Source organism: Pseudomonas sp. CCC4.1 (assembly GCF_035019225.1).
Lineage (GTDB): Bacteria > Pseudomonadota > Gammaproteobacteria > Pseudomonadales > Pseudomonadaceae > Aquipseudomonas > Aquipseudomonas bubulae.
Genome location: NZ_JASJWL010000025.1, coordinates 39,689 through 62,434 on the forward strand (window position 1 = coordinate 39,689; position 22,746 = coordinate 62,434).

20 protein-coding genes are annotated in these 22,746 nt (G+C 59.7%); 16 read left to right on the top strand and 4 right to left on the bottom strand.

All coding sequences use genetic code 11. The features are described 5' to 3' along the window. Positions 1 to 85 precede the first annotated feature (85 nt). Positions 86 to 487, top strand: a complete 402-nt coding sequence (locus QN377_RS12335) for a lysozyme inhibitor LprI family protein (protein WP_094999823.1) — start codon at positions 86 to 88, stop codon at positions 485 to 487. Between the two features lie 28 nt (positions 488 to 515). After that, entirely contained in the window at positions 516 to 932 is a 417-nt protein-coding gene (locus tag QN377_RS12340; RefSeq protein ID WP_095019594.1) for a DUF3010 family protein, read from the top strand. On the opposite strand, the gene QN377_RS12345 is transcribed toward QN377_RS12340, so the two are convergent. After that, positions 922 to 1,869, bottom strand: a complete 948-nt coding sequence (locus tag QN377_RS12345) for a GlxA family transcriptional regulator (RefSeq protein ID WP_095019593.1) — start codon at positions 1,867 to 1,869, stop codon at positions 922 to 924. The genes QN377_RS12340 and QN377_RS12345 overlap by 11 nt on opposite strands. A 165-nt stretch (positions 1,870 to 2,034) precedes the next feature. Between QN377_RS12345 and choX the strand changes: the two genes are divergently transcribed. From choX to QN377_RS12370, 5 genes are all read left to right on the top strand, one after another. Continuing rightward, positions 2,035 to 2,961, top strand: coding sequence for a choline ABC transporter substrate-binding protein (gene choX, locus QN377_RS12350; RefSeq protein ID WP_094999820.1), 927 nt, complete (start codon positions 2,035 to 2,037; stop codon positions 2,959 to 2,961). 73 nt (positions 2,962 to 3,034) lie between these two features. Next, positions 3,035 to 3,922 (top strand): 3-keto-5-aminohexanoate cleavage protein, encoded by an 888-nt coding sequence (locus QN377_RS12355; protein ID WP_095019592.1) that lies wholly within the window; start codon positions 3,035 to 3,037, stop codon positions 3,920 to 3,922. Positions 3,923 to 4,075: 153 nt separating this feature from the next. Then, positions 4,076 to 5,041, top strand: coding sequence for an L-carnitine dehydrogenase (locus QN377_RS12360; RefSeq protein ID WP_094999818.1), 966 nt, complete (start codon positions 4,076 to 4,078; stop codon positions 5,039 to 5,041). A 19-nt stretch (positions 5,042 to 5,060) separates the two neighbouring features. Beyond that, positions 5,061 to 5,534 carry a thioesterase family protein gene (locus QN377_RS12365; protein ID WP_094999817.1) on the top strand — a complete coding sequence of 158 codons (474 nt, stop codon included), beginning with the start codon at positions 5,061 to 5,063 and terminating at the stop codon, positions 5,532 to 5,534. A 110-nt stretch (positions 5,535 to 5,644) separates the two neighbouring features. After that, positions 5,645 to 5,902 (top strand): hypothetical protein, encoded by a 258-nt coding sequence (locus QN377_RS12370; protein WP_094999816.1) that lies wholly within the window; start codon positions 5,645 to 5,647, stop codon positions 5,900 to 5,902. 120 nt (positions 5,903 to 6,022) lie between these two features. On the opposite strand, the gene QN377_RS12375 is transcribed toward QN377_RS12370, so the two are convergent. Beyond that, entirely contained in the window at positions 6,023 to 7,126 is a 1,104-nt protein-coding gene (locus QN377_RS12375) for a GlxA family transcriptional regulator (protein ID WP_088378748.1), read from the bottom strand. Positions 7,127 to 7,489: 363 nt separating this feature from the next. Continuing rightward, entirely contained in the window at positions 7,490 to 8,866 is a 1,377-nt protein-coding gene (locus tag QN377_RS12380; protein ID WP_095019591.1) for an L-serine ammonia-lyase, read from the bottom strand. A 359-nt stretch (positions 8,867 to 9,225) separates the two neighbouring features. Here QN377_RS12380 and QN377_RS12385 point away from each other — a divergent pair, with 359 nt between their 5' ends. The 3 genes from QN377_RS12385 (at position 9,226) to choV (ending at position 12,262) form a co-directional block, all read left to right on the top strand. Beyond that, on the top strand, positions 9,226 to 10,173 hold the full coding sequence (locus tag QN377_RS12385; RefSeq protein WP_095019590.1) for a choline ABC transporter substrate-binding protein: 948 nt from the start codon (positions 9,226 to 9,228) through the stop codon (positions 10,171 to 10,173). Between the two features lie 68 nt (positions 10,174 to 10,241). Then, a complete protein-coding gene (choW, locus tag QN377_RS12390) occupies positions 10,242 to 11,087 on the top strand; it encodes a choline ABC transporter permease subunit (protein ID WP_095019589.1) in 846 nt (281 codons plus the stop codon). After that, complete coding sequence (gene choV / locus QN377_RS12395; RefSeq protein ID WP_094999812.1) at positions 11,084 to 12,262, top strand: choline ABC transporter ATP-binding protein; 1,179 nt, start codon at positions 11,084 to 11,086, stop codon at positions 12,260 to 12,262. Before choW ends, choV begins: the two co-directional genes overlap by 4 nt. Positions 12,263 to 12,320: 58 nt before the next feature. Here the strand turns inward: choV and QN377_RS12400 are convergent, their stop codons facing one another. Continuing rightward, the gene (locus tag QN377_RS12400) at positions 12,321 to 14,258 is read right to left on the bottom strand and encodes a BCCT family transporter (RefSeq protein ID WP_238705530.1); all 1,938 of its coding nucleotides are present in this window, start codon (positions 14,256 to 14,258) and stop codon (positions 12,321 to 12,323) included. Between the two features lie 476 nt (positions 14,259 to 14,734). On the opposite strand from QN377_RS12400, the gene betI reads away from it, so the two are divergent. The 6 genes from betI to QN377_RS12430 all read left to right on the top strand — a co-directional run bounded on the left by betI (position 14,735) and on the right by QN377_RS12430 (position 22,655). Then, positions 14,735 to 15,328, top strand: a complete 594-nt coding sequence (gene betI / locus QN377_RS12405; RefSeq protein WP_094999810.1) for a transcriptional regulator BetI — start codon at positions 14,735 to 14,737, stop codon at positions 15,326 to 15,328. A 109-nt stretch (positions 15,329 to 15,437) separates the two neighbouring features. Then, positions 15,438 to 16,910: a betaine-aldehyde dehydrogenase gene (betB, locus tag QN377_RS12410; protein WP_094999809.1), complete on the top strand. Its 1,473-nt coding sequence runs from the start codon at positions 15,438 to 15,440 to the stop codon at positions 16,908 to 16,910. Between the two features lie 141 nt (positions 16,911 to 17,051). Beyond that, positions 17,052 to 18,755 (top strand): choline dehydrogenase, encoded by a 1,704-nt coding sequence (gene betA / locus QN377_RS12415; protein ID WP_094999808.1) that lies wholly within the window; start codon positions 17,052 to 17,054, stop codon positions 18,753 to 18,755. Between the two features lie 292 nt (positions 18,756 to 19,047). After that, positions 19,048 to 19,743, top strand: a complete 696-nt coding sequence (locus QN377_RS12420; protein WP_094999807.1) for an RraA family protein — start codon at positions 19,048 to 19,050, stop codon at positions 19,741 to 19,743. A 132-nt stretch (positions 19,744 to 19,875) separates the two neighbouring features. Further along, a complete protein-coding gene (locus QN377_RS12425) occupies positions 19,876 to 21,318 on the top strand; it encodes a TldD/PmbA family protein (protein ID WP_322213833.1) in 1,443 nt (480 codons plus the stop codon). Next, positions 21,318 to 22,655: a TldD/PmbA family protein gene (locus tag QN377_RS12430; RefSeq protein ID WP_094999805.1), complete on the top strand. Its 1,338-nt coding sequence runs from the start codon at positions 21,318 to 21,320 to the stop codon at positions 22,653 to 22,655. Before QN377_RS12425 ends, QN377_RS12430 begins: the two co-directional genes overlap by 1 nt. Positions 22,656 to 22,746: the final 91 nt, after the last annotated feature.

Below are 22,746 nucleotides of genomic sequence, written 5' to 3' on the forward strand. Positions count from 1 at the left end.
CCGCCGACAGCAATGTCATGAGCTATCTGTTCTTTGGCTCACGCATAAGCCAGAATCGGCCCCAACTATGGATTAGGAAGCGGCAATGAAATCGATTCTCCTGGCCTTGGCATTGTTCACCGGCGGCGCTCATGCAGCTGAAAATGCCGACTACAACCCGTGCGACGCGGTAGAAAACGACCGGCAAACCCTGGCGTGCTCGGTGTTCAGCAAGAATGCTGCCGAACAATTGCTGAGCGAAAACTACGAAGCCCTGCAGGAACGCATGACTTCGCTGTACGGCAGTAACGCGACGCAACTCAATAACATCCTGAGCAAGATAAAGACCGCCCAGGCCCTGTGGTTGCACCAGCGCGACGCCGATTGCGCAATTGCCGTGTTCCCCGCCACCGCCGGCACCGAAGCGTTCAACATCGCCCAGAACGATTGCATGGCGCGTATCAGCGATGACCGTTCAGAGTTTCTGGAATCGATCGGGCAGGACTGATCTTCATATTGAATAAACCAGGGTTTTTATGACTATTTGCGGTATCGAGATCAAAGGCAGCGAAGCCATTTTTGCAATGGCAGCCCAAGGCACCAATGGCCTTGAACACAGGGCCAATGCCACCAAGAAAATCGCCCTGGACGACGATGACGAGAGCGTCAACGTCAAAGCCTTCGCCATGCAAATAGCGGCCTTTGTGAAAGCCAACGGCATCACCCGCATTGCAATCAAGAAGCGCAGCAAAAAGGGTGAATTTGCCGGTGGCCCGACTACCTTCAAGATCGAGGGCATCATCCAGTTGCTGGACGATTGCGAGGTGCAGTTGCTGTCGCCACAGACCCTCAATGCGCAATACAAGAAACACGCCTTCGACTTGCCCGCCTCGCTGAACAAGTATCAGCATGAGGCCTACAAGGCGGCGTGTGCGGCGTTGCTCAAGGGTTAGTAGCGGCAACCCGATCCTGCCTCGGCGCACAGGTAAACCGCGCCCGGTAGCTGCGGGTGAAATACGACGGTGACTCAAAGCCGCAGGCAATGCTGATGTCCAGCACGCTCATGTCGGTCTGACGCAGCAGTTGCCGGGCCTTTTCCAGGCGCAGGCCCAGATAGAAGTTGCGCGGGGTGTCGTTCAGGTGCAAACGGAACAGACGCTCCAGCTGGCGCCGCGTAACGTTGATGCCAAGCGCCAGTTGCGCAGTGCTCAGTGGCGGCTCGCTGTGCTGTTCCATCTCGCCAATCACCTGCACCAATTTCTTGTTATGAATGCCATAACGGCTGGCGACCTGCATGCGCTGGTGGTCTTTGCGCTGACGGATACGGCCAAGCACGAATTGCTCGGACACCTGAATCGCCAACTCAGGCCCATAAGCCTGGGCTATCAGGTCGAGCATCAGGTCGATGGAGGCTGTACCGCCCGCACAGGTGATGCGCTGGCGGTCAATCTCAAACAGCTCTTGAGTCACATGCAGCCTGGGGTATGACTCCTTGAACGCTTCCAGCGCCTCCCAATGCAAGGTCAGGCGATAGCCGTCGAGCAAACCTGCCTGCGCCAGTACCACGCTACCCGTGTCGATGCCACCCAAGGTGACGCCGTCGTTGTCCAGGCGACGCAGCCACTGAATCAGCGCCGGGGTCACGTGGGTCAGCGGATCAAAGCCGGCCACCACCAACAACGTCGCCCCGGCTTCAAGTGCCTCAAACCCGCCTTCGGCATTGACCGACATACCGTTGCTCGCCAACACGGCGCCACCCCCGCAACTGAGCACATGCCAGCGGTACAGCTCACCGCGAAAACGGTTGGCCACCCGCAGCGGCTCGATGGCCGAAATAAAGCCCATTGAGGAAAAGCCGGGCAGCAGAAGGAAGTAGAAATCCTGGGCCATAGGGGGCGCTCTCACGTCGGTTCAGCGGATTGAACCACAGTCAGGTCGCTGCAGTGCAAATCCACGTCGCCCCAGTGCGGTTGCGCAGCACGCCGCCTGCGTACCTTGGTATCACGGTGCACAAAGACGCCGATCCCCCAATAACAACCTGCCGAGGCCCTCCCCATGAAACGATTGATCAGCTGTTGCCTGCTGGTACTGAGCCCCTACGCGTTGGCGGCTGAAGATGCTTCGTGCAAGAACGTACGCATGGGCGTGGTCAATTGGACCGATGTAATCGCCACCAGCGCCATGGCGCAAACCCTGCTCGACGGTCTGGGCTATAAAACCAAACAGACCAGTGCCTCACAGCAAATTATTTTCGCCGGCCTGCGTGACAAGCGGCTGGACATGTTTCTGGGTTACTGGAACCCGATCATGAACCAGAGCATTACCCCGTTTGTGGACGCCAAACAGGTCACGGTACTGGCCGAACCGAGCCTTAAAGACGCCAAGGCCATGCTTGCCGTTCCAACCTATATGGCTGACAAGGGGCTCAAAAGCTTTGCTGACATTGCCACATTCGAGAAAGAACTGGGCGGCAGGATTTACGGGATCGAACCGGGCTCCGGCGCCAATACCCAGATCAAGGCCATGATCGAGAAAAACCAGTTTGGCCTGGGCAAGTTCCAGTTGGTGGAGTCCAGTGAAGCCGGCATGCTCTCGGCGGTGACCCGCGCAGTAAAACGCAATGAGCCGATTGTGTTCTTCGGCTGGACCCCGCACCCGATGAATATTAATCAGGACATGACCTACCTGACGGGCAGTGAAGATGCCCTTGGCCCCGATGAAGGCCGGGCCACGGTGTGGACGGTCACTGCCCCGGACTACGCCAGCCGCTGCCCGAACGTCAGCCGTTTGCTCAGCAACCTGACCTTCAGCGCCGAAGACGAGAGCCGCATGATGCAGCCGCTGCTTGATCACAAGGATGCTCAAGCCTCCGCCCGGCAGTGGCTCAAGGACCACCCGCAAGACCAGCAGCGCTGGCTTGAAGGGGTGACCACGGTAGACGGCAAACCCGCTGCCGGGAACCTGAAACTCAGCGCTAAATAATTCAACACCGAGCCCGCCCTGCGCAGCCTGCAATGGCTGCGGTGTGGCGCTCTACGCCCCAAGGAAATGCCCCATGAACCACGACGTCATCATCACCTGCGCACTCACCGGTGCCGGCGACACCAGCGGCCGCAGCCCTTTGGTACCGGTCACCCCCAAGCAAATTGCCGAAGCTGCCGTGGAAGCGGCCAAGGCCGGAGCCACAGTAGTGCATTGCCATGTACGCGACCCGAAAACCGGGCAGTTCAGCCGCGATGTAGCGCTGTACCGCGAACTGATGGAGCGCATCCGCGAGGCGGACATCGACATCATCGTCAACCTCACGGCCGGGATGGGAGGGGACTTGCATATCGGCCCGGGTGAGAACCCGATGGAGTTTGGTCCCAACACCGACCTGGTCGGCCCGCTGACCCGTCTGGCTCACGTCGAGGAGCTGTTGCCGGAAATTTGCACCCTGGACTGCGGCACCCTGAACTTTGGCGACGGCGACACGATTTACGTGTCCACCCCGGCACAGCTGCGAGCGGGCGCCATGCGCATCCAGGAACTTGGCGTTAAAGCCGAACTGGAAATTTTCGACACCGGCCATTTGTGGTTCGCCAAACAGATGATCAAGGAAGGCCTGCTGGATGACCCGCTGTTTCAACTATGCCTGGGTATCCCGTGGGGCGCTCCGGCAGACACCACCAGCATGAAAGCCATGGTCGACAATTTGCCGCCTGATGCGGTGTGGGCCGGTTTCGGCATTGGTCGCATGCAAATGCCGATGGCCGCGCAGGCGGTGCTGCTGGGCGGCAACGTGCGGGTCGGGCTTGAGGACAATTTATGGCTGGACCGAGGAGTGCTGGCCACCAACGGGCAACTGGTGGAGCGCGCCACAGAGATCCTCAGCCGCCTGGGTGCACGGGTGCTGAGCCCGGCTGAAGGCAGGGTGAAGATGGGCCTTAAAGAACGCCGCTAAGCAACTACGCAGCAGCATTCCCTGTGGGAGCGAGCCTGCTCGCGAAGGTCGTCAACGATAACGCCTGTTGACTGAGTTATCGCGGTGCCCTTGGGGCCTTCGCGAGCAGGCTCGCTCCCACGCAATCTCATTATTTTTATCCAGGAGCACGCCATGACCTTTATCACCGAGATTAAAACCTTCGCCGCCCTGGGCAGCGGTGTCATTGGCAGCGGCTGGGTTGCTCGCGCCCTCGCCCACGGCCTGGACGTGGTGGCCTGGGATCCGGCCCCCGGTGCCGAAGCGGCCCTGCGCAAACGCGTCGCCAAAGCCTGGCCCGCACTGGAAAAAAGCGGCCTTGCTGAAGGCGCATCCCAACACCGGTTGCGGTTTGTCAGCACCATTGATGAATGCGTGCGCGATGCCGATTTCATTCAGGAAAGCGCCCCGGAGCGACTCGACCTGAAGCTTGAACTGCACAGCAAAATCAGCGCCGCCGCCAAACCCGATGCATTGATCGGCTCCAGCACCTCGGGCCTGCTGCCCAGCGAATTTTATGAAACCTCCACACACCCCGAGCGCTGCATTGTCGGGCACCCGTTCAACCCGGTTTACCTGTTGCCATTGGTCGAGGTGGTGGGCGGGCAAAAAACCGCTCCCGAGGCCATTCAGGCGGCAATCAAGGTTTATCAATCCCTGGGCATGCGCCCCCTGCATGTGCGCAAGGAAGTGCCCGGGTTTATTGCCGACCGTCTGCTCGAAGCCTTGTGGCGCGAGGCGCTGCACCTGGTCAATGACGGGGTGGCCAGCACCGGTGAAATTGACGACGCCATTCGCTTTGGCGCAGGGTTGCGCTGGTCGTTCATGGGTACCTTTTTGACCTACACCCTGGCCGGTGGCGATGCCGGAATGCGACATTTCATGAACCAGTTCGGCCCGGCGCTGCAACTGCCGTGGACGTATTTGCCCGCTCCGGAACTGAGCGAAAAACTGATCGACGATGTGGTGGAAGGCACCACTGAACAACTCGGCCAGCACAGCATTGCCGCGCTGGAAAGCTATCGGGATGACTGCCTGCTGGCGGTGATGGAAGCGGTGAACGCAACCAGACTCAAACATGGCATGACCATCAACGACTGATCGAACCGCGAGGTACAGCATGCCCACCCTCACCACCTACACCACGCCCATTCTTGAAGAATGGGTCGATTACAACGGCCACTTGCGCGACGCCTTTTATCTGCTGATTTTCAGCTACGCCACGGATGCCCTGATGGACCGCCTGGGGCTGGACAGCCAGGGCCGCGAAGCCAGCGGTCATTCACTGTTCACCCTGGAGGTGCATCTTAATTACCTGCACGAGGTGAAGCTCGGCGCCCACGTTGAAGTGCGTACCCAGCTCATCGGCCACGACAAAAAACGCCTGCATGTCTATCACAGCCTGCACCTGGCAGGTGATGGGCGAGCCCTCGCGGGCAATGAGCAAATGCTGCTGCACGTGGACTTGGCAGGCCCGCGTTCCGCACCCTTTGGCGAGCACACGCTGGCCGTATTGCAGGCCATCGGGGAGCAACAGCGTGATCTGCCGAGACCCGAGTATGTGAGTCGGGTGATTGCCTTGCCTGTGCCTTAAAACGACCTGTTCTTAGGCATATCAGACATATCACCAAACCGCCCTTGCCCACTGGCTAAAGCCCTACCAGAATCAGACTTCGATCGCGCTTTGTAGAAGGATAAAAAGTCATGATGCACGCGGATTTGATTGATGAGCAGGATCTGGTTGGCCAACTGCGCTCGCTGGGCTTTGAAGTGTCAGGTACGGCGGAGCAGGCCTGCACAACGGCAGTCTGTGGGCTGAACGAAACCAATGCCCGCGCCCTCAAGGGGTTGGTCGAAAAGCTCTACACCGGCAGCGCAACCATTTTGCCTGCAGTGCGCGAGGCCATTGACCGGCAGTTGCTGCCGGGCTTGGCGCAGTTCAAGCAGAGCAAGGTCGGGTAAGGCAAAAGCGCCCTCACCCTAGCCCTCTCCCGAAGGGAGGGGGACTAAAAGCAAAAGCAGTTTTGCGCCTCGATACAGATCAAGCGCCCTCCCCACCCCGGGTGAGGGCGCTTTTGATTGTTAAATCCTCACACTGGCAAACGTCGACTCATTGCGCGCCTGATTCAACGCCGACATCGGCCCGGCCAGCGGCGCCAGCAACAGGGACTGCGGGATCTGCACCAGGGTGGTCTGCTGCGCAGTGTTGGAACCCACCCGCTCATCCCGTGGCGGAATGCCGAAGTATTCGCGGTAGCACTTGGAAAAATGCGGCGTGGACACAAAGCCGCACACCGCCGCCACTTCAATAATCGACATCGGTGTTTGCTTGAGCAACTGCCGCGCCCGCACCAGCCGCAACTTCAGGTAATAGCGCGACGGCGAACAATGCAGGTACTTCTGGAACAAGCGCTCGAGCTGGCGCCGCGACACAGTCACATACACCGCCAGCTCATCAAGGTCAATGGGCTCTTCGAGGTTGGCTTCCATCAACGCGACGATTTCCTGCAGCTTGGGCTGGTTGGTGCCAAGCATGTGCTTGAGCGGCACCCGCTGGTGGTCCTGCTCGTTGCGGATACGTTCATACACAAACATTTCCGAAATCGCCGCCGACAGTTCACGGCCATGATCGCGGCTGATCAGGTGCAGCATCATGTCCAGCGGTGCCGTGCCGCCCGAGCTGGTAAAACGGCTGCGGTCGAGGGTAAACAGCCGCGTGCTCATGGCCACGCGCGGGAAGGCTTCCTGCATCGAGGCCAGGCATTCCCAGTGCACACTGCAATCAAAACCGTCGAGCAAGCCGGCATAGGCCAGGGCCCAGCTGCCGGTGCACACGGCACCCAGGCGACGGGACTGGCGCGCCTGACTCTGCAACCAGGACACATGCTCACGGGTCACGGTGCGCTGAATGCCGATACCACCACACACGATGACCATGTCCAGCGCCGGAGCCTTGTGCATGCTGGCGTCGGGGGTCACCTGCAGACCGTCACTGGCCCAGACCTGACTGCCATCGGCGCTGAGGGTGCTCCAGCGATACAACTCACGGCCCGACAACTGGTTGGCCATGCGCAAAGGTTCTATCGCGGAAGCCAGGGAAATGAGCGTGAAATTGTCCAGCAGCAGAAAGCCGATGGATTGAGGCGTACGGTTCTGGGGTTGGACCCCGGAGTTGAACGACGTCATCGCGGTATCTCCTCACACAAAGCGGGTGATGGCCTCAGGCACAGGCTCTTGTTATTACCCTCGTTTCACGGGGCTTTGAAATGACAACGCAAATGCCATGCCTAAACTTGAATGGCTATTCAACAAAGTCTGAAAACGACGTCGCAATGTGTCTGGCAGGGTGATGGGAAATGACGGTTAAACACGGATACACAGGTGCTGACCGAGGCTGTTGAGCACATCGGTAGCACTTGTGGGAAGGGTGTAGGAGCTGCTCGGTTACAGAATGTCACCGAAAGTACGAGTGCGCCAAAACGGGTCGGTGTGCGCTGAAAAAGCGCCGAGGCTGTAGGAGCAAGCTCGCTCCCAGAGGTGTTTGGGGGCTCAACATTCCACCGCACTGACCGCCAGGCCGCCGCGCGAGGTTTCCTTGTATTTGTCGTGCATGTCGGCACCGGTGTCGCGCATGGTGCGGATCACCCGGTCCAGAGAGATAAAGTGCTGGCCATCGCCACGCAAGGCCATCTGCGCCGCGTTGATCGCCTTGACTGCGGCAATCGCGTTGCGCTCGATGCAGGGTACTTGTACCAACCCGCCCACCGGGTCACAGGTCAGGCCCAGGTTATGCTCCAGACCAATTTCAGCGGCGTTGCACAGTTGCTCCGGGGTGGCGCCGAGGATTTGCGCCAGCCCGGCGGCCGCCATCGCGCAGGCCGAGCCGACTTCGCCCTGGCAGCCCACTTCAGCCCCGGAAATCGACGCATTCTTTTTGCACAAAATGCCGATCGCCGCGGCGCTCAGCAGGTAGTCGACCACATGGGCTTCGCTGACTTCATCGCTGAATTTCATAAAGTAGTGCAACACTGCCGGGATGATCCCTGCCGCACCATTGGTGGGCGCCGTGACCATGCGCCCGCCGGCTGCGTTTTCTTCGTTGACCGCCAGGGCGAACAGGTTGACCCATTCCATCGCGCTCAGGGTCGAGCCGATCACATTGGGCTTGCCCAGTTCCAGCAGGCTGCGGTGCAGGCGCGCAGCACGCCGACGTACATTGAGGCCGCCGGGCAGGATGCCTTCATGTTTCAGGCCTTGCTCCACGCAGTCCTGCATGGCGCGCCAAAGTTTGATCAGACCGCAGCGGATTTCATCTTCGCTGCGCCAGATGCGTTCGTTGGCCATCATCAATGCCGCCACGCTCAGGTGATGTGTGCGGCACAGGTCCAGCAGTTCGACGGCACTATTAAAATCGTAAGGTAGCTCGGTGCGATCCATGTCCAATACGCCACTGGCCGCTTGCGCCGCATCCACTACAAAGCCACCGCCAACCGAGTAATAAGTATCGCCATGCAATATGCCGTGCCCGCTGTGCGCTACCAGGGTCATGGCATTGGGATGAAATGCCAGGTTCTCGTCTATCAGGCGCATATCCTGCGCCCAGTCGAACGGAATCGGTACATGGCCGTCGAGTAACAGGGTGCGGCTTTCGCGCAGCTGCGCGATACGCGAACCAATGCAGGACGGATCAATCGCATCCGGCCACTCCCCCATCAAACCCATGATGACCGCGTTGTCGCTGCCATGACCGATACCGGTGGCCGACAGCGAGCCATAGAGCTGCACTTCGATACGGCTTACCTGTTGCAGTTGATCGCGTTCACGCAAGCCCTGCACAAACAGCGCCGCCGCCCGCATCGGGCCCACGGTGTGGGAACTGGAAGGGCCGATACCGATCTTGAACAGGTCAAACACGCTGATAGCCATGAGCACGAACCTCGGGGGTGAATGCCTTGCATCATGGGGTGTTTGCAGTCGGCAAAAACGTCCAGCTACGACCCGCCTTTGCCTGCCAGCGCCCCCGACGTTTTATAGGGCGCAGAGGTATGAAAAAGACAGTTTTCAAGCCTCATTCGTCCAGATACGACCTCGCAGGTACTAGATACGACCCTGCCTGTACTGGATGCGACGCCCCCTGTAGGCGTTTGATTTTCGCTGTTACATGATCGGTTCTGACTCGATTGCAAGATGCGCTGGCAACACGCCTGCCGGGCATCGCCCGACCGCAACTGATATGTGCGGCTTTTCGATCGAAAACCGCAACCCGGACACACAGGAGTCGCTCCATGACACATTCCTCATCGTTGTTGCTGGCTGCATTGCTGAGTCTGCCCGTCATCGCCCAGGCAGCAGAACCGGCGCAATGCAGTACCGTCAATTTTTCGGATGTCGGCTGGACCGACATCACCGTCACCACCGCCGTTACCAGCGAAGTGCTCAAGGGCCTGGGCTACAAAACCAAAACCACCATGATTTCCGTGCCGGTTACCTACAAGTCGCTGGCCGATGGCAAGAACATGGACGTGTTTCTCGGCAACTGGATGCCGACCATGGAAAACGACATCAAGGCCTACCGCGACGCGGGCACCGTCGAGACAGTGCGCGCCAACCTGGAGAACGCCAAATACACCCTTGCCGTACCCGAAGCCCTCTATGAGAAGGGCCTCAAGGACTTCTCCGACCTGCCCAAATTCAGCAAGGAACTGGACGGCAAGATCTACGGCATCGAGCCGGGCAACGACGGCAACCGCATGATCCAGACCATGATCGACAAAAACGCCTTCGGCCTGAAGGACGCCGGCTTCAAGGTGGTGGAATCCAGCGAAGCGGGGATGCTGTCGCAGGTTGACCGCGCCCAGCGTCGTGGCACCGAGGTGGTGTTCCTGGGCTGGGAACCCCACCCGATGAACACTCGCTTCAAAATGAAATACCTCACCGGTGGCGATGAGTTCTTCGGCCCCAACTATGGTCAGGCGACCATCTACACCAACACCCGCAAGGGCTACACCGAAGAATGCAGCAACGTGGGTCAGTTACTGAAGAATCTGGTGTTTACCCTGGACATGGAAAGCACCCTGATGGGCAAGGTGCTGGACGACAAGATCAAACCCGACGCGGCCGCCAAAGCCTGGCTCAAACAAAACCCGCAAGTGCTTGAAAGCTGGCTCGCGGGTGTTACCACGGTGGATGGCAAGCCCGGGCTTGAGGCCGTTAAAGCCAGCCTTGCGAAGTAATCGCGGGCGTCGGGCGGCAACTGCGCCCGGCTCCGTTTCAATTCCCCTGCATGCGGACGTTCACTACCATGCTGATTGATCAAAAAATCCCTCTGGGCGATTACATTGCAAACTTCGTCGACTGGCTGACCCAGCACGGCGCCAGCACCTTCGATGCCATCGCCAGCACGCTGGAAGCCATGATCCACGCCGTGACCTTTGCCCTGACCTGGTTCAACCCCTTTGTGTTTATCGGGCTGATTGCACTGCTTGCCCACTTTATCCAGCGCAAGTGGGGGCTCACGGTTTTTGTGGCGCTGTCGTTTCTGCTGATCCTTAACCTGGGGTATTGGCAAGAAACCATGGAAACCCTGGCCCAGGTGCTGTTCGCTACATTTGTATGCGTGATCATCGGCGTGCCGCTAGGAATTCTCGCGGCGCACAAACCCATGTTCTACACCTTTATGCGTCCTGTTCTCGACCTGATGCAGACCGTTCCTACCTTCGTTTACCTGATCCCGACCCTGACCCTGTTCGGGCTGGGCGTGGTGCCGGGGCTGATTTCCACAGTGGTATTTGCCATTGCCGCGCCGATCCGCCTGACTTACCTGGGCATCCGCGATGTCCCCCATGAGTTGCTTGATGCGGGTAAGGCCTTTGGCTGCTCCCGTCGCCAGTTGCTCACCCGTATCGAGCTTCCCCACGCCATGCCGAGCATCGCCGCCGGGATTACCCAATGCATCATGCTGTCATTGTCGATGGTGGTGATCGCCGCCCTGGTGGGTGCCGATGGTCTGGGCAAACCGGTGGTCAATGCCCTCAACACTGCCGATATCGCCTTGGGCTTTGAAGCCGGGCTGGCGATCGTGCTGCTGGCCATCATGCTCGACCGTATCTGCAAGCAGCCGGACGCCAAAGCAGGAGCCGACGCATGAGTATTATCCGTTTCGATAATGTTGACGTGATCTTCGCCAAAGACCCCCGGGCAGCACTCGGCCTTCTGGACCAGGGCTTGTCGCGGGATCAGATCCTGAAAAAAACCGGGCAGATTGTTGGCGTGGAAAAGGCCAGCCTGGACATCGAAAAAGGTGAAATCTGCGTACTGATGGGTTTGTCAGGCTCGGGGAAATCCAGCTTGCTGCGCTGCATCAACGGGCTCAATACGGTCAGTCGCGGCCAGTTGTATGTAGAGCACGAAGGCAAGCAGATAGACATTGCCTCGTGCACCCCTGCCGAACTGAAGATGATGCGCACCAAGCGCATCGCCATGGTGTTTCAGAAATTCGCCCTGATGCCCTGGCTGACGGTGCGCGAAAACATCAGCTTCGGGCTGGAGATGCAGGGCCGTCCCGAAAAGGAACGCCGCACCCTGGTGGATGAAAAACTTGAGCTGGTGGGTCTGACCCAATGGCGCAATAAAAAGCCCGATGAGTTGAGCGGCGGCATGCAGCAGCGGGTTGGCCTGGCGCGGGCACTGGCGATGGACGCCGATATCCTGCTGATGGACGAACCCTTTTCGGCACTTGACCCGTTGATCCGCCAGGGCTTGCAGGATGAGTTGCTGGAACTGCAACACAAGCTGAACAAGACCATTGTGTTTGTCAGCCATGATCTGGACGAAGCACTCAAGCTGGGCAGCCGCATTGCGATCATGAAAGACGGCAAGATCGTGCAGTACAGCAAGCCTGAAGAAATCGTGCTCAACCCCGCCGATGACTATGTACGCACCTTTGTTGCCCATACCAACCCGCTCAACGTGCTGTGCGGGCGCAGTCTGATGCGCACACTGGACAACTGCAAACGCATCAATGGCTCGGTGTGCATCGACCCGGGGGATGACTCGTGGATTGATCTGGCGGAGGGCAACACCATAAAAGGCGTGCGCCAGGGTGCTGCTGTGGTGGACCTGCAACACTGGAAAAGCGGTCAGGCAGTAGAAGGCCTGGGGCGTGGGCCAACCCTGGTGGACAGTGGCATCGGCATGCGCGATGCACTACAGATCCGTTACCAGACCGGCAACAAACTGGTGCTGCACGACGATCACAAAGTGGTAGGGATACTGGGGGATACAGAGCTGTATCACGCGCTGCTGGGCAAGAATCTGGGGTAGGCATTACCCTCACCCCAACCCTCTCCCGGAGGGAGAGGGTGAGGGGCTTTTGCAGTTCTTAGCTATATACGCGGCCAAGGAGTTGGCGATGGCTTTCAAACTGATCGAGCACGTCACGGCTGATCTGCTCCTGGGTGAAGCCCATCAAGTCGTACTCCTGGTTACCGTTGTGCAAGTACACCTCAGCGCGGTAATAACGGCTGCGCACTTCGTCTTCACCCGACTCGCTCGGTGCGGCCAGGTAGCCATCCAGGCTGACTTCGTAGACAAACGGGTTACCTTCTTCCATTTCAACCCGCACGCCCATGCAACGCTTGGCGCTGCCCAGCAGGGTCTGCACATCAAGCCCCTGACTACGCAATTGTACCGCCGCATCTTCCAGTGCCGGGGTCACGTGTTTGTCCATAAAACGCTGCACCACGGCTTGAGTCGGTTGCAGGTCCTGTGCAGTCAGCCGCTCGCTGAAACCACGACGGCCACGGGCAGCCAGCTCGGCTTGTTCCTGTTCAACCAGAGTGTCCTGGCGCATCGCCTTGTGCAGGCCAAACATAAACAGGATCAATACCACCGAAAACGGCAAACCGGCCAGTACCACCATGGTTTGCATCGCCGCAAAGTTACCGGCAAACAGCAGGCCGATAGTCACCAGCGTGATTACCGCCGACCAGAAGATCCGCAGCCAGTGCGGCGCATCTTCGTCCACATCACCGCCTTTGCACGACAGGTTGGCCATCATCACCGCGCCGGAGTCGGCCGGGGTCAGGAACAGCACAAAGCCGACAAAGATCGAGACACCGATAACAATTTTCGACGCAGGGTAATGCTCAAGCAGTTGATAAATCGCCATCGACGGCTGCTCAAGCGCCGTTTTACCCAGCTCCACGGCACCGTGGTTAACCACCAGGTCCAGCGCCGAGTTACCGAAGATCGACAACCAGGCCAAGGTGAAGCCCAGCGGAATCAACAGCACGCCCGCCACCAGTTCACGCACCGTGCGACCACGGGAAATACGCGCGATAAACATCCCGACAAATGGGGCCCAGGAAATCCACCAGGCCCAGTAGAACAGAGTCCACAGGCCCAGCCAGCCTTCGGTTTTCCTGCTGTCGCCTTCGTACACGTACAGGTCGAAGGTTTTCATCACGATACCGTTGAGGTAGTCGCCGGTGTTTTGCACAAAACCGTTGAGCAGGTGCAGGGTCGGACCGAACAGCAGCACGAAAATCAGCAGGCCACTGAACAGGATAATGTTCAGGTTGGACAGTCGGCGGATGCCGTTCTCAACGCCCGAGACTGCAGCAATGGTCGCCACGGTGCTCATCACGATGATCACGATCAACAGGTTGGTGTTGCTGTGTTCCATGCCGAACAGGTTCTCAAGCCCCGACGACACCTGCATCGAACCAATGCCCAGGTTGGTCACCAGGCCCAGCAGTGTCACGAACATACCGAAGCCATCCACCGCATGGCCCGCAGCACCTTTGACCCAGCGCTCGCCCATCAACGGATACAGCGCCGAACGCAACGCCAGCGGCTGGTTGTGACGGTAGGCAAAATAGGCCACGGCCAGACCGACCAGCGCGTAAATCGCCCAGCCATGCAGGCCCCAGTGCAGGAAAGTCAGTTGCAACGCCTGGCGCGCTGCTTCATGGCTGCCCGACACGCCTTCAGGCGGGTTGAAGTAGTGATCCAGCGGTTCGGATGCGCCGAAGTACAGCAGCGAAATACCGATACCGGACGAGAACAGCATCCCGGCCCAGGCGCCATAGCTGAAATCCGGGGTGTCCTGTTTCGTTCCCAGTTTCAATTTTCCGTAGGACGAAAACGCCAACCCGACCACAAAGATCAGATAAGCAGCGATGACTACCATGTAGTACCAGCCGAAGCTGCGCGACAGCCATTCCTGGGCCACACCCAGGATACGGCCCGCTTCTTCGGGGGCAATGATCAGGATGGCAGTCAGCAAAAGTATCAAGGCAGTGGAGGTGTAAAACACCCAACCGTTGACCGTCACCTTTTGCGGTGGGGTCTTTATAAGAGAGGCAGAACTCATTGCACGGATGCTCCAGGGAGTGCGAGACAAGGACTTAAGGCAACGCACCACACGACCATTCGCCTAGATAGCGACCAACGGTCGAGTGATATAAAGACACCGCTAAAAAACCGGACCCGCCCAGACCGCGTTCAAAACCTGTGTGCGTCCCCTTGAAATCAAGGGCTGCCCCGCTTGGTCTGATGCGTTGTGCCTGTTTGGATCTCCCGTCAGCGCCTGCGAAAGCCTGCTTCTGCTTGGGTTCCATGGGAATTTACCGTGTCGATTTGCGCCATTCATGCGTAGGAAAACGACATAAATCGCGACGATTTGTCGCAGAGCTTATTCTTTGTTGATTGAACGTTCAATCAAAACAAAATAGACTGGCTGCCGTTCAGTGATGTTTTTGCACTGACCGCCGGCCCAAGGAGATTTGCGAAATGCCCAAGGTCGGTATGCAACCCATACGCCGCCAGCAGTTGATCGAAGCCACATTGACGGCTGTCGATCAGGTCGGGATGGCAGATGCCAGCATTGCGCTGATTGCCCGTCTGGCCGGTGTGTCCAACGGCATCATCAGTCACTACTTCAAAGACAAGAACGGTCTGATTGCCGCCACCATGCGGTACTTGATGAACGTCTTGATCGACAACGTCACCGAGCGCCGCCAGGCGTTGGGCGACGACAGCCCGCGGGCTCATTTACAGGTCATCGTCGAGGGCAACTTCGACGCCAGCCAGGTCAATGGCCCGGCAATGAAAACCTGGCTGGCCTTTTGGGCGGCCAGCATGCACCAACCGTCGTTGCACAGATTGCAGCGGATCAACGACCACCGCTTGTACTCCAATCTGTGCTGCCAGTTCCGCCGGGTGTTGCCCCAGGCCCAGGCCCGCAATGCAGCACGAGGCCTGGCAGCGCTCATCGATGGTCTATGGTTGCGGGGTGCCCTTTCCGGTGACGGCTTCGACACCGACCAGGCACAACGCATCTGCTACGAATATATGGATCTACAACTGGCGAAACAGGTGAGTTAGGCCCAATTAACGCTTAACCCCTGAACTGTCGTGAATCTGCGGTGCCACAGCTAGAGGGCACCCGACTCACGATTAACGCCCACCACTTGTCTGCACTTGCGAGGATTTTATGGCCCGTTTCGAACTGCAAAAACTCTACATCGACGGCGGCTACACCGACGCCGGTAGCGACGCTACTTTCGATGCCATCAACCCGGCTAACGGCGAAGTCCTCGCGCAAGTGCAACGCGCTACCAAAGAAGACGTCGAGCGCGCTGTAGTCAGCGCCGAAAAAGGCCAGAAAATCTGGGCCGCCATGACGTCCATGGAGCGTTCGCGAATCCTGCGGCGCGCCGTGGAAATCCTGCGCGAGCGCAACGATGAACTGGCCGCCCTGGAAACCCTGGACACCGGCAAGTCGTACTCCGAAACCCGTTATGTCGACATCGTCACCGGCGCCGACGTACTGGAGTACTACGCTGGCCTGGCGCCCGCCATCGAAGGCGAGCAAATCCCGCTGCGCGACACTTCGTTCGTGTACACCCGTCGCGAGCCGTTGGGCGTTGTGGCCGGTATCGGCGCGTGGAACTACCCGATCCAGATCGCCCTGTGGAAATCCGCACCGGCCCTGGCTGCCGGCAACGCAATGATCTTCAAGCCAAGTGAAGTCACTTCCCTGACTACCCTGAAGCTCGCCGAAGTCTTCACCGCAGCGGGCCTGCCGGACGGCGTATTCAACGTTCTAACTGGCAGCGGCCGTGAAGTGGGCACCTGGCTGACCGAGCACCCGCGCATCGCGAAAATCTCGTTCACCGGCGGCACCGATACCGGCAAGAAAGTCACCGCCAGTGCTACCCAGTCGTCGCTCAAAGACGTGACCATGGAACTGGGCGGCAAATCACCGCTGATCATTTTCGACGACGCCGACCTGGATCGCGCCGCGGATACCGCGATGATGGCTAACTTCTACAGCTCGGGCCAGGTGTGCACCAACGGCACCCGCGTATTTATCCCGACGGCCATGAAAGCGGCGTTTGAAGCCAAGATTCTGGAGCGCGTAGCGCGCATCCGTATCGGCAACCCGCAAGACGAAAACACCAACTTCGGCCCGCTGGTCAGCTTTGCTCACATGGAAAGCGTGCTGGGCTACATTGCCAAGGGCAAAGAAGAAGGCGCCCGCCTGCTGTGCGGCGGTGAACGCCTGACCGAAGGTGATCTGGCCAAGGGCGCATTCGTGGCACCGACCGTGTTCACCGACTGCACCGATGACATGACCATCGTCAAAGAAGAAATCTTCGGCCCGGTCATGAGCATCCTCACTTACGACAGCGAAGAAGAAGTGATCCGCCGCGCCAACGACACCGAGTTCGGCCTGGCTGCTGGCGTCGTGACCAAGGACCTGAACCGCGCTCACCGCGTGATTCATCAGCTGGAAGCGGGCATTTGCTGGATCAACGCCTGGGGTGAGTCCGACGCAAAAATGCCGGTGGGCGGCTACAAGCAATCGGGCATTGGCCGTGAAAACGGTATCAGCTCGCTGGCTCAGTACACCCAGATCAAATCGGTACAGGTAGAGCTGGGCGACTACGTTTCGGTGTTCTAAACCGACAGGCCCGCATAAACCCTGTGGGAGCGGGCTTGCTCGCGATACAGGCGACGCGGTGCATCAGTTGCACCGCGCTGATGCAATCGCGAGCAGGCTCGCTCCCACAAGCTCTGCCACAACTTCAAAGAGGGTGCATTTATGTCCCAAGAATTCGATTACATCATCATTGGTGCCGGCTCTGCCGGTAACACCCTGGCGACCCGTCTGACTGAAGACCAAGGCGTCACCGTGCTGCTGCTTGAAGCAGGCGGCCCGGACTACCGTTTCGACTTCCGCACGCAGATGCCTGCGGCGCTGGCATTCCCGCTGCAAGGGCGTCGCTACAACTGGGCCTTCGAGACCGATCCAGAGCCACACATGGATAACCGTCGCATGGAATGTGGCCGCGGCAAGGGCCTGGGCGGTTCGTCCCTGATCAACGGCATGTGCTACATCCGCGGTAACGCGATGGACTACGACGGCTGGGCGAAATACCCGGGCCTCGAAGACTGGTCGTACCTGGACTGCCTGCCGTACTTCCGCAAAGCCGAAACCCGCGATATCGGCCCCAACGACTACCACGGTGGCGATGGTCCGGTCAGCGTGACCACGCCCAAAGCCGGGAACAACGTGTTGTTCCACGCCATGGTTGAAGCCGGTGTACAGGCCGGTTACCCGCGCACCGAAGACCTGAACGGCTATCAGCAGGAAGGTTTCGGCCCGATGGACCGTACCGTGACGCCGAACGGCCGTCGCGCCAGTACCGCCCGCGGCTACCTGGACACGGCCAAGCAGCGTTCGACCCTGAAAATCGTCACCCACGCCCTGACCGACAAGATCCTGTTTGAAGGTAAACGCGCCGTTGGCGTTTCCTATATGGTCGGCGACAGCGACACCCGCATCCAGGCCAAGGCCCGCAAGGAAGTGCTGCTGTGCAGCGGCGCAATCGGCTCGCCAACCGTGCTGCAACGCTCCGGCGTCGGCCCGGCCGAACTGCTCAACAGCCTCGATATCCCGGTGGTGCACGACCTCCCGGGCGTTGGCCAGAACCTGCAGGATCACCTTGAGTTGTACCTGCAATACGCCTGCACCCAGCCGGTGTCGCTGTACCCGTCGCTGCTTTGGTACAACCAGCCGGCCATTGGTGCCGAGTGGCTGTTCCTGGGCAAAGGCATCGGTGCCAGCAACCAGTTTGAAGCCGGTGGTTTTATCCGCACCCGCGAAGAATTCGAATGGCCGAACATCCAGTACCACTTCCTGCCGGTAGCGATTAACTACAACGGCAGCAACGGGGTGAAAGAACACGGTTTCCAGGCGCACATGGGCTCCATGCGTTCGCCGAGCCGTGGCCGGATCAATGTGAAGTCCAAGGACCCGCGCGAGTATCCGAGCATCCTGTTCAACTACATGGCCAGCGAGCAGGACTGGCAGGAATTCCGCGACGGCATCCGCCTGACCCGTGAAATCATGCAGCAGCCAGCACTGGATGCATTCCGTGGCCGTGAAATCAGCCCGGGCATCGACAAGCAGACCGACGAAGAGCTGGATACCTTTATCCGCGAACACGCCGAGACCGCGTTCCACCCGTCCTGCTCGTGCAAAATGGGCACCGACGAAATGGCTGTAGTCGACGGCGAAGGCCGTGTGCATGGCATGCAGGGCCTGCGTGTGGTCGATGCCTCGATCATGCCGCTGATCACCACCGGCAACCTCAACGCACCGACGATCATGATCGCCGAGAAAATTGCCGACAAGATCCGTGGCCGCCAGCCGGAGCCGCGCAGCACTGCCGACTACTACGTCGCAGGCGACGCGCCGGTACGCGGCAAGCCGCTGCGTGAAGTGAGCCGTACCGCGCAGTAAGCACTATCCGTAGCAGTTGACGAGCGGAGCGAGGCTACGTCCGGCGGCACAGCCGTCGTAAATTCAGGCTACGCGGTTCTTCTGATGAATCGCGTCATCTGGTTTCACGGTCGCTTCGCAACCGGACGCAGCCTCCTTCCTTCGGCAGCTGCTACGAATTTTGTGTAACTCTTGAGTTTCATCTTGCCCCGCTTGCCCCCGCTTCAGCGCAGGCCTAATCTAGTGCCTCGCTTCGCGCCACACCCCCCCGCCCCACCCGACATGCCAGCCTTGCCTGGCCAAGAGGTTTTCTATGTTTGATGTTGTCTCTTCGAGCAAATGGCCGACCGGCTTCCTGATTAATCCAAACGCAGAACCTCTCGATCCAAAATGGCTCACCGAATTCAGCAAGATCCCCGCAGCCGCAGTCAGTGACTGTCTGGGCCGCAACGTGGGTGGCCTGGGCCTCAAGCCGTTCCACGGTACCCGCCCGATGCTGGGCAGCGCGCTGACCGTCCGTGTACGCCCGGGCGACAACCTGATGATCCTCAAAGCCATGCAAATGGCCCGCCCCGGCGATGTGCTGGTGATCGACGGCAGTGCCGACCTGACCCGTGCCGTGTTCGGCGGCATCATGCGTGCCATGGCCCTCAAGGCCGGGATTGTCGGCGTGGTGATCAACGGCGCCCTGCGCGACCTCGACGAGTGGCAGACCGGTGAACTGCCCGCCTATGCCATCGGCGGCGTACATCGCGGCCCGAGCACTGACGGCGGCGGCGAAATCAACGTCCCCATCTCGTGTGCCGGTATGCTGGTAATGCCAGGCGACCTGATGATCGGCGACGGTGACGGCGTGGTTGCGGCTTCGCGCAGTGAACTGCCGGAATTGCTGATCCGTTGCCACGATCTGCTGGCCCGTGAACAGGCAACGCTCAAGGCAATCAAAGAAGGCACCCTGGACCCGGACCGTTTTGACGCCATCCTGCGCGCCAAGGGTTGCCCGGTTTAACACGCTACGCGCGCCCCTGTGGGAGCGGGCTTGCTCGCGATGGCATCACCGCGGTCCAGCGGGTTAACCGCACTGCCTGCATCGTGAGCAAGCCCGCTCCCACAGACCCACCAAGTCCAAGGAGGTCTGTGCATGTTCGATTTCTACCCTCAGCTCAAGCAGCGCTTTGCCGCACTGCGCACCCGAGCCGAGTTCTTTTCGTTACGCTATGTACGCGAGTCCGGGCAATACCTGTCGGTACGCAAGAACGTCGCAGAGCCTCCCTCATTCAGTCACGACCAAGGCGCCATGCTCACCGTGCGGTTGCGCGGTATCGAAGCCTACGCCGCCACCAACGACCTGTCCCAGGCCGGCCTGCAGGCGGCCCTCGACCGCGCCGAAGCCCAGGCCCAGCTGATCGCCGGGCATGCGCTGCTCAACCTGAGCCAGGAACCGGTGTGCCATGAGCGCGCCGACTTTTTCTCACCCGATCTTGACCAGGCTTTCCCCTCACTCAGCGAGTGCTTTGCCCTGCTGGGCGCCGAATCAGCCGCCGTACCCAAAGACGAGCGGCTGGTGAGCTGGGTGGTTTCGCTGGGCCTCAATCACGTCGAGCAAATCTACCTGAACAGCGCTGGCGCCGAGTTGCGCCGGGCGCAGCGCTTCGTTTACCCGGGCATGGGCGTCACCGCCTATGACGGCAACGATAGCCAGAGCCGCAGCCTGGGCCGCGAAAACTTCGGCCAGCAAGGTGGCGCCGATGTGATCAGCCGCTGCGGGCTGATCGGTGCCGCACCCCAGGTCGCCGATCAGGCCCTGCAATTGCTGCTGGCACCCAATGCTCCGGTCGGCAAACGCGTTCTGCTGCTGATGCCCGACCAGATGATCCTGCAAATCCATGAGTCCATCGGACACCCGCTGGAACTGGACCGCATTCTCGGTGACGAGCGCAATTACGCCGGTACCAGCTTCGTCAAGGCCAGCGACTTCGGCAGCCTGCAATATGGCTCAAAGCTGCTGAACGTGACCTTCGACCCAACCATCCCCGAGGAGCTCGCCAGCTACCGCTTCGACGACGACGGCACCCCGGCCTACAAGGAGTTCCTGATCCGCGAAGGCTTGCTGCTACGCCCGCTGGGTGGCGCACTGTCACAGTTCCGCTCGGGCCTCGAAGGCGTGGCCAACAGCCGCGCCTGCGGCTGGAACCGGCCACCGATTGACCGTATGGCCAACCTCAATATCGAGCCAGGCGATCAGTCGCTTGAGCAAATGATCGGCGGTATCGAAAGCGGCATTCTGATGGCCACCAACCGGTCCTGGTCGATCGACGACGCGCGCAACAAGTTCCAGTTCGGTTGCGAGTGGGGCCAGTTGATCGAGGACGGTGAACTCAAGGGCGTGGTCAAGAACCCCAACTACCGGGGCATTTCCGATCAGTTCTGGCGCAACCTCAGCGCCGTGGGCGACGCCAGCACCTTCAAGGTGCTGGGCACCCCGAACTGCGGCAAGGGCGAACCCAACCAGGTGATCCGCGTGGGCCATGCGTCCCCCGCCTGCGTGTTCAGTCAAATCGATGTGTTTGGAGGTGATGCCTGATGAGTACCCCATTGAGTCAGGCCGAGCAGTTCAAGGGGTTGGTCGAGTGGTTGGGCAAAGCGATCCTTGCGCCTGAGCAGTTCACCCTGGGCTATAACGGCGAAGCATCGGAATTTATCCGTTTCAACAAGGGCAAGGTGCGTCAGGCCGGGCAGGTGCAACAGGCCAGCCTGAGCCTGAAGCTGATCCACGACGGCCGCCACGCCGATGTGAACCTCACCCTGGCTGGCGAGCCTAATGTCGACAAACAGCGCCTGGCCGATGCCCTGCGGCAACTGCGCGACACCTTGCCATTGTTGCCCGCCGATCCGTATTTACTGCTCAACCCGCAGCCGTGGAACAGCCATAACGTGCAGAACCAGCCCCTGCCGGACACGGCCCGGGTTCTGGAAGAAATCCGCAGTGCATCCAAAGGCGTAGATCTGGTCGGATTTTATGCCAGCGGCCCGATCAGCTACGGCTATGCCAGCTCCGAGGGCGCGTTTGGCTGGCATCAGGCCAATAGCTTCAATTTCGACTGGAGTTTGTTCCACAGCAACGGTCAGGCGGTCAAGGCCAGCTACGCCGGCGCCGACTGGGACAGCGAACGTTTCGCCCGGCGCATGCAACTGGCCCGCGAGCAACTGAGTTTCCTCGATCGCCCGCTGCATGCCCTGGCGCCCGGTGAGTACCGAGCCTACCTGGCGCCGGCGGCGCTGGAAGAAGTGATGAGCATGCTGTGCTGGGGCGGTTTTTCGGCCCAGGCACTGGCCAGCAAATCCAGCCCGCTGCAAAAGCTCTACGCGGGCGATGCGCAACTGAGCCCGCTGGTGTCGTTTGACGAGCAGGTCAGCCAGTCCCTGAGCCCGGCGTTTTCCGGCGAGGGGTATCCGCGTCAGGACTTGTCGCTGGTCAAACACGGCAAAGCCGAGCAGCAACTGGTGAGTTCTCGCAGTGCCGCCGAGTATGGCCTTGAGGTCAACGGCGCACCGGAGGGCGAAGCCCCGAGCGCACTGGCGATGGCGGCAGGGAGCCTGGTGCAGGCCGACATCCTCAAGCAGTTGGGCACCGGGTTGTATATCAGCAACCTGTGGTACCTGAACTACTCGGACCAACCGGCCGCCCGCCTGACCGGCATGACCCGCTTTGCCACTTTCTGGGTGGAAAACGGCGAGATAAAGGCCCCGGTCAACACCATGCGCTTTGATGACAGCGTCTATAGTCTGCTGGGTTCACAACTGGAAGCGCTGACAGCCGAGCGTGAGTTGTTGCTCTCGGCCAGCACCTACGACCAACGCCAGACGGCGTCAAATCTGCTGCCGGGGGCATTGGTCAAAAAGCTCACGCTGACGCTGTAACACCTGTGGGAGCGGGCTTGCTCGCGATTGCGTCGCCGCGGTTTACCTGAAAAAACCCGGGCCTCTGCATCGCTGTCTCTTATACACATCT

Bases quoted from the DNA above. Each gene is read 5' to 3' on its own strand.
- QN377_RS12335 (WP_094999823.1), top strand. From the start codon at position 86: ATGAAATCGATTCTCCTGGCCTTGGCATTGTTCACCGGCGGCGCTCAT.
- QN377_RS12340 (WP_095019594.1), top strand. From the start codon at position 516: ATGACTATTTGCGGTATCGAGATCAAAGGCAGCGAAGCCATTTTTGCA.
- QN377_RS12345 (WP_095019593.1), bottom strand. From the start codon at position 1,869: ATGGCCCAGGATTTCTACTTCCTTCTGCTGCCCGGCTTTTCCTCAATG.
- choX (WP_094999820.1), top strand. From the start codon at position 2,035: ATGAAACGATTGATCAGCTGTTGCCTGCTGGTACTGAGCCCCTACGCG.
- QN377_RS12355 (WP_095019592.1), top strand. From the start codon at position 3,035: ATGAACCACGACGTCATCATCACCTGCGCACTCACCGGTGCCGGCGAC.
- QN377_RS12360 (WP_094999818.1), top strand. From the start codon at position 4,076: ATGACCTTTATCACCGAGATTAAAACCTTCGCCGCCCTGGGCAGCGGT.
- QN377_RS12365 (WP_094999817.1), top strand. From the start codon at position 5,061: ATGCCCACCCTCACCACCTACACCACGCCCATTCTTGAAGAATGGGTC.
- QN377_RS12370 (WP_094999816.1), top strand. From the start codon at position 5,645: ATGATGCACGCGGATTTGATTGATGAGCAGGATCTGGTTGGCCAACTG.
- QN377_RS12375 (WP_088378748.1), bottom strand. From the start codon at position 7,126: ATGACGTCGTTCAACTCCGGGGTCCAACCCCAGAACCGTACGCCTCAA.
- QN377_RS12380 (WP_095019591.1), bottom strand. From the start codon at position 8,866: ATGGCTATCAGCGTGTTTGACCTGTTCAAGATCGGTATCGGCCCTTCC.
- QN377_RS12385 (WP_095019590.1), top strand. From the start codon at position 9,226: ATGACACATTCCTCATCGTTGTTGCTGGCTGCATTGCTGAGTCTGCCC.
- choW (WP_095019589.1), top strand. From the start codon at position 10,242: ATGCTGATTGATCAAAAAATCCCTCTGGGCGATTACATTGCAAACTTC.
- choV (WP_094999812.1), top strand. From the start codon at position 11,084: ATGAGTATTATCCGTTTCGATAATGTTGACGTGATCTTCGCCAAAGAC.
- betI (WP_094999810.1), top strand. From the start codon at position 14,735: ATGCCCAAGGTCGGTATGCAACCCATACGCCGCCAGCAGTTGATCGAA.
- betB (WP_094999809.1), top strand. From the start codon at position 15,438: ATGGCCCGTTTCGAACTGCAAAAACTCTACATCGACGGCGGCTACACC.
- betA (WP_094999808.1), top strand. From the start codon at position 17,052: ATGTCCCAAGAATTCGATTACATCATCATTGGTGCCGGCTCTGCCGGT.
- QN377_RS12420 (WP_094999807.1), top strand. From the start codon at position 19,048: ATGTTTGATGTTGTCTCTTCGAGCAAATGGCCGACCGGCTTCCTGATT.
- QN377_RS12425 (WP_322213833.1), top strand. From the start codon at position 19,876: ATGTTCGATTTCTACCCTCAGCTCAAGCAGCGCTTTGCCGCACTGCGC.
- QN377_RS12430 (WP_094999805.1), top strand. From the start codon at position 21,318: ATGAGTACCCCATTGAGTCAGGCCGAGCAGTTCAAGGGGTTGGTCGAG.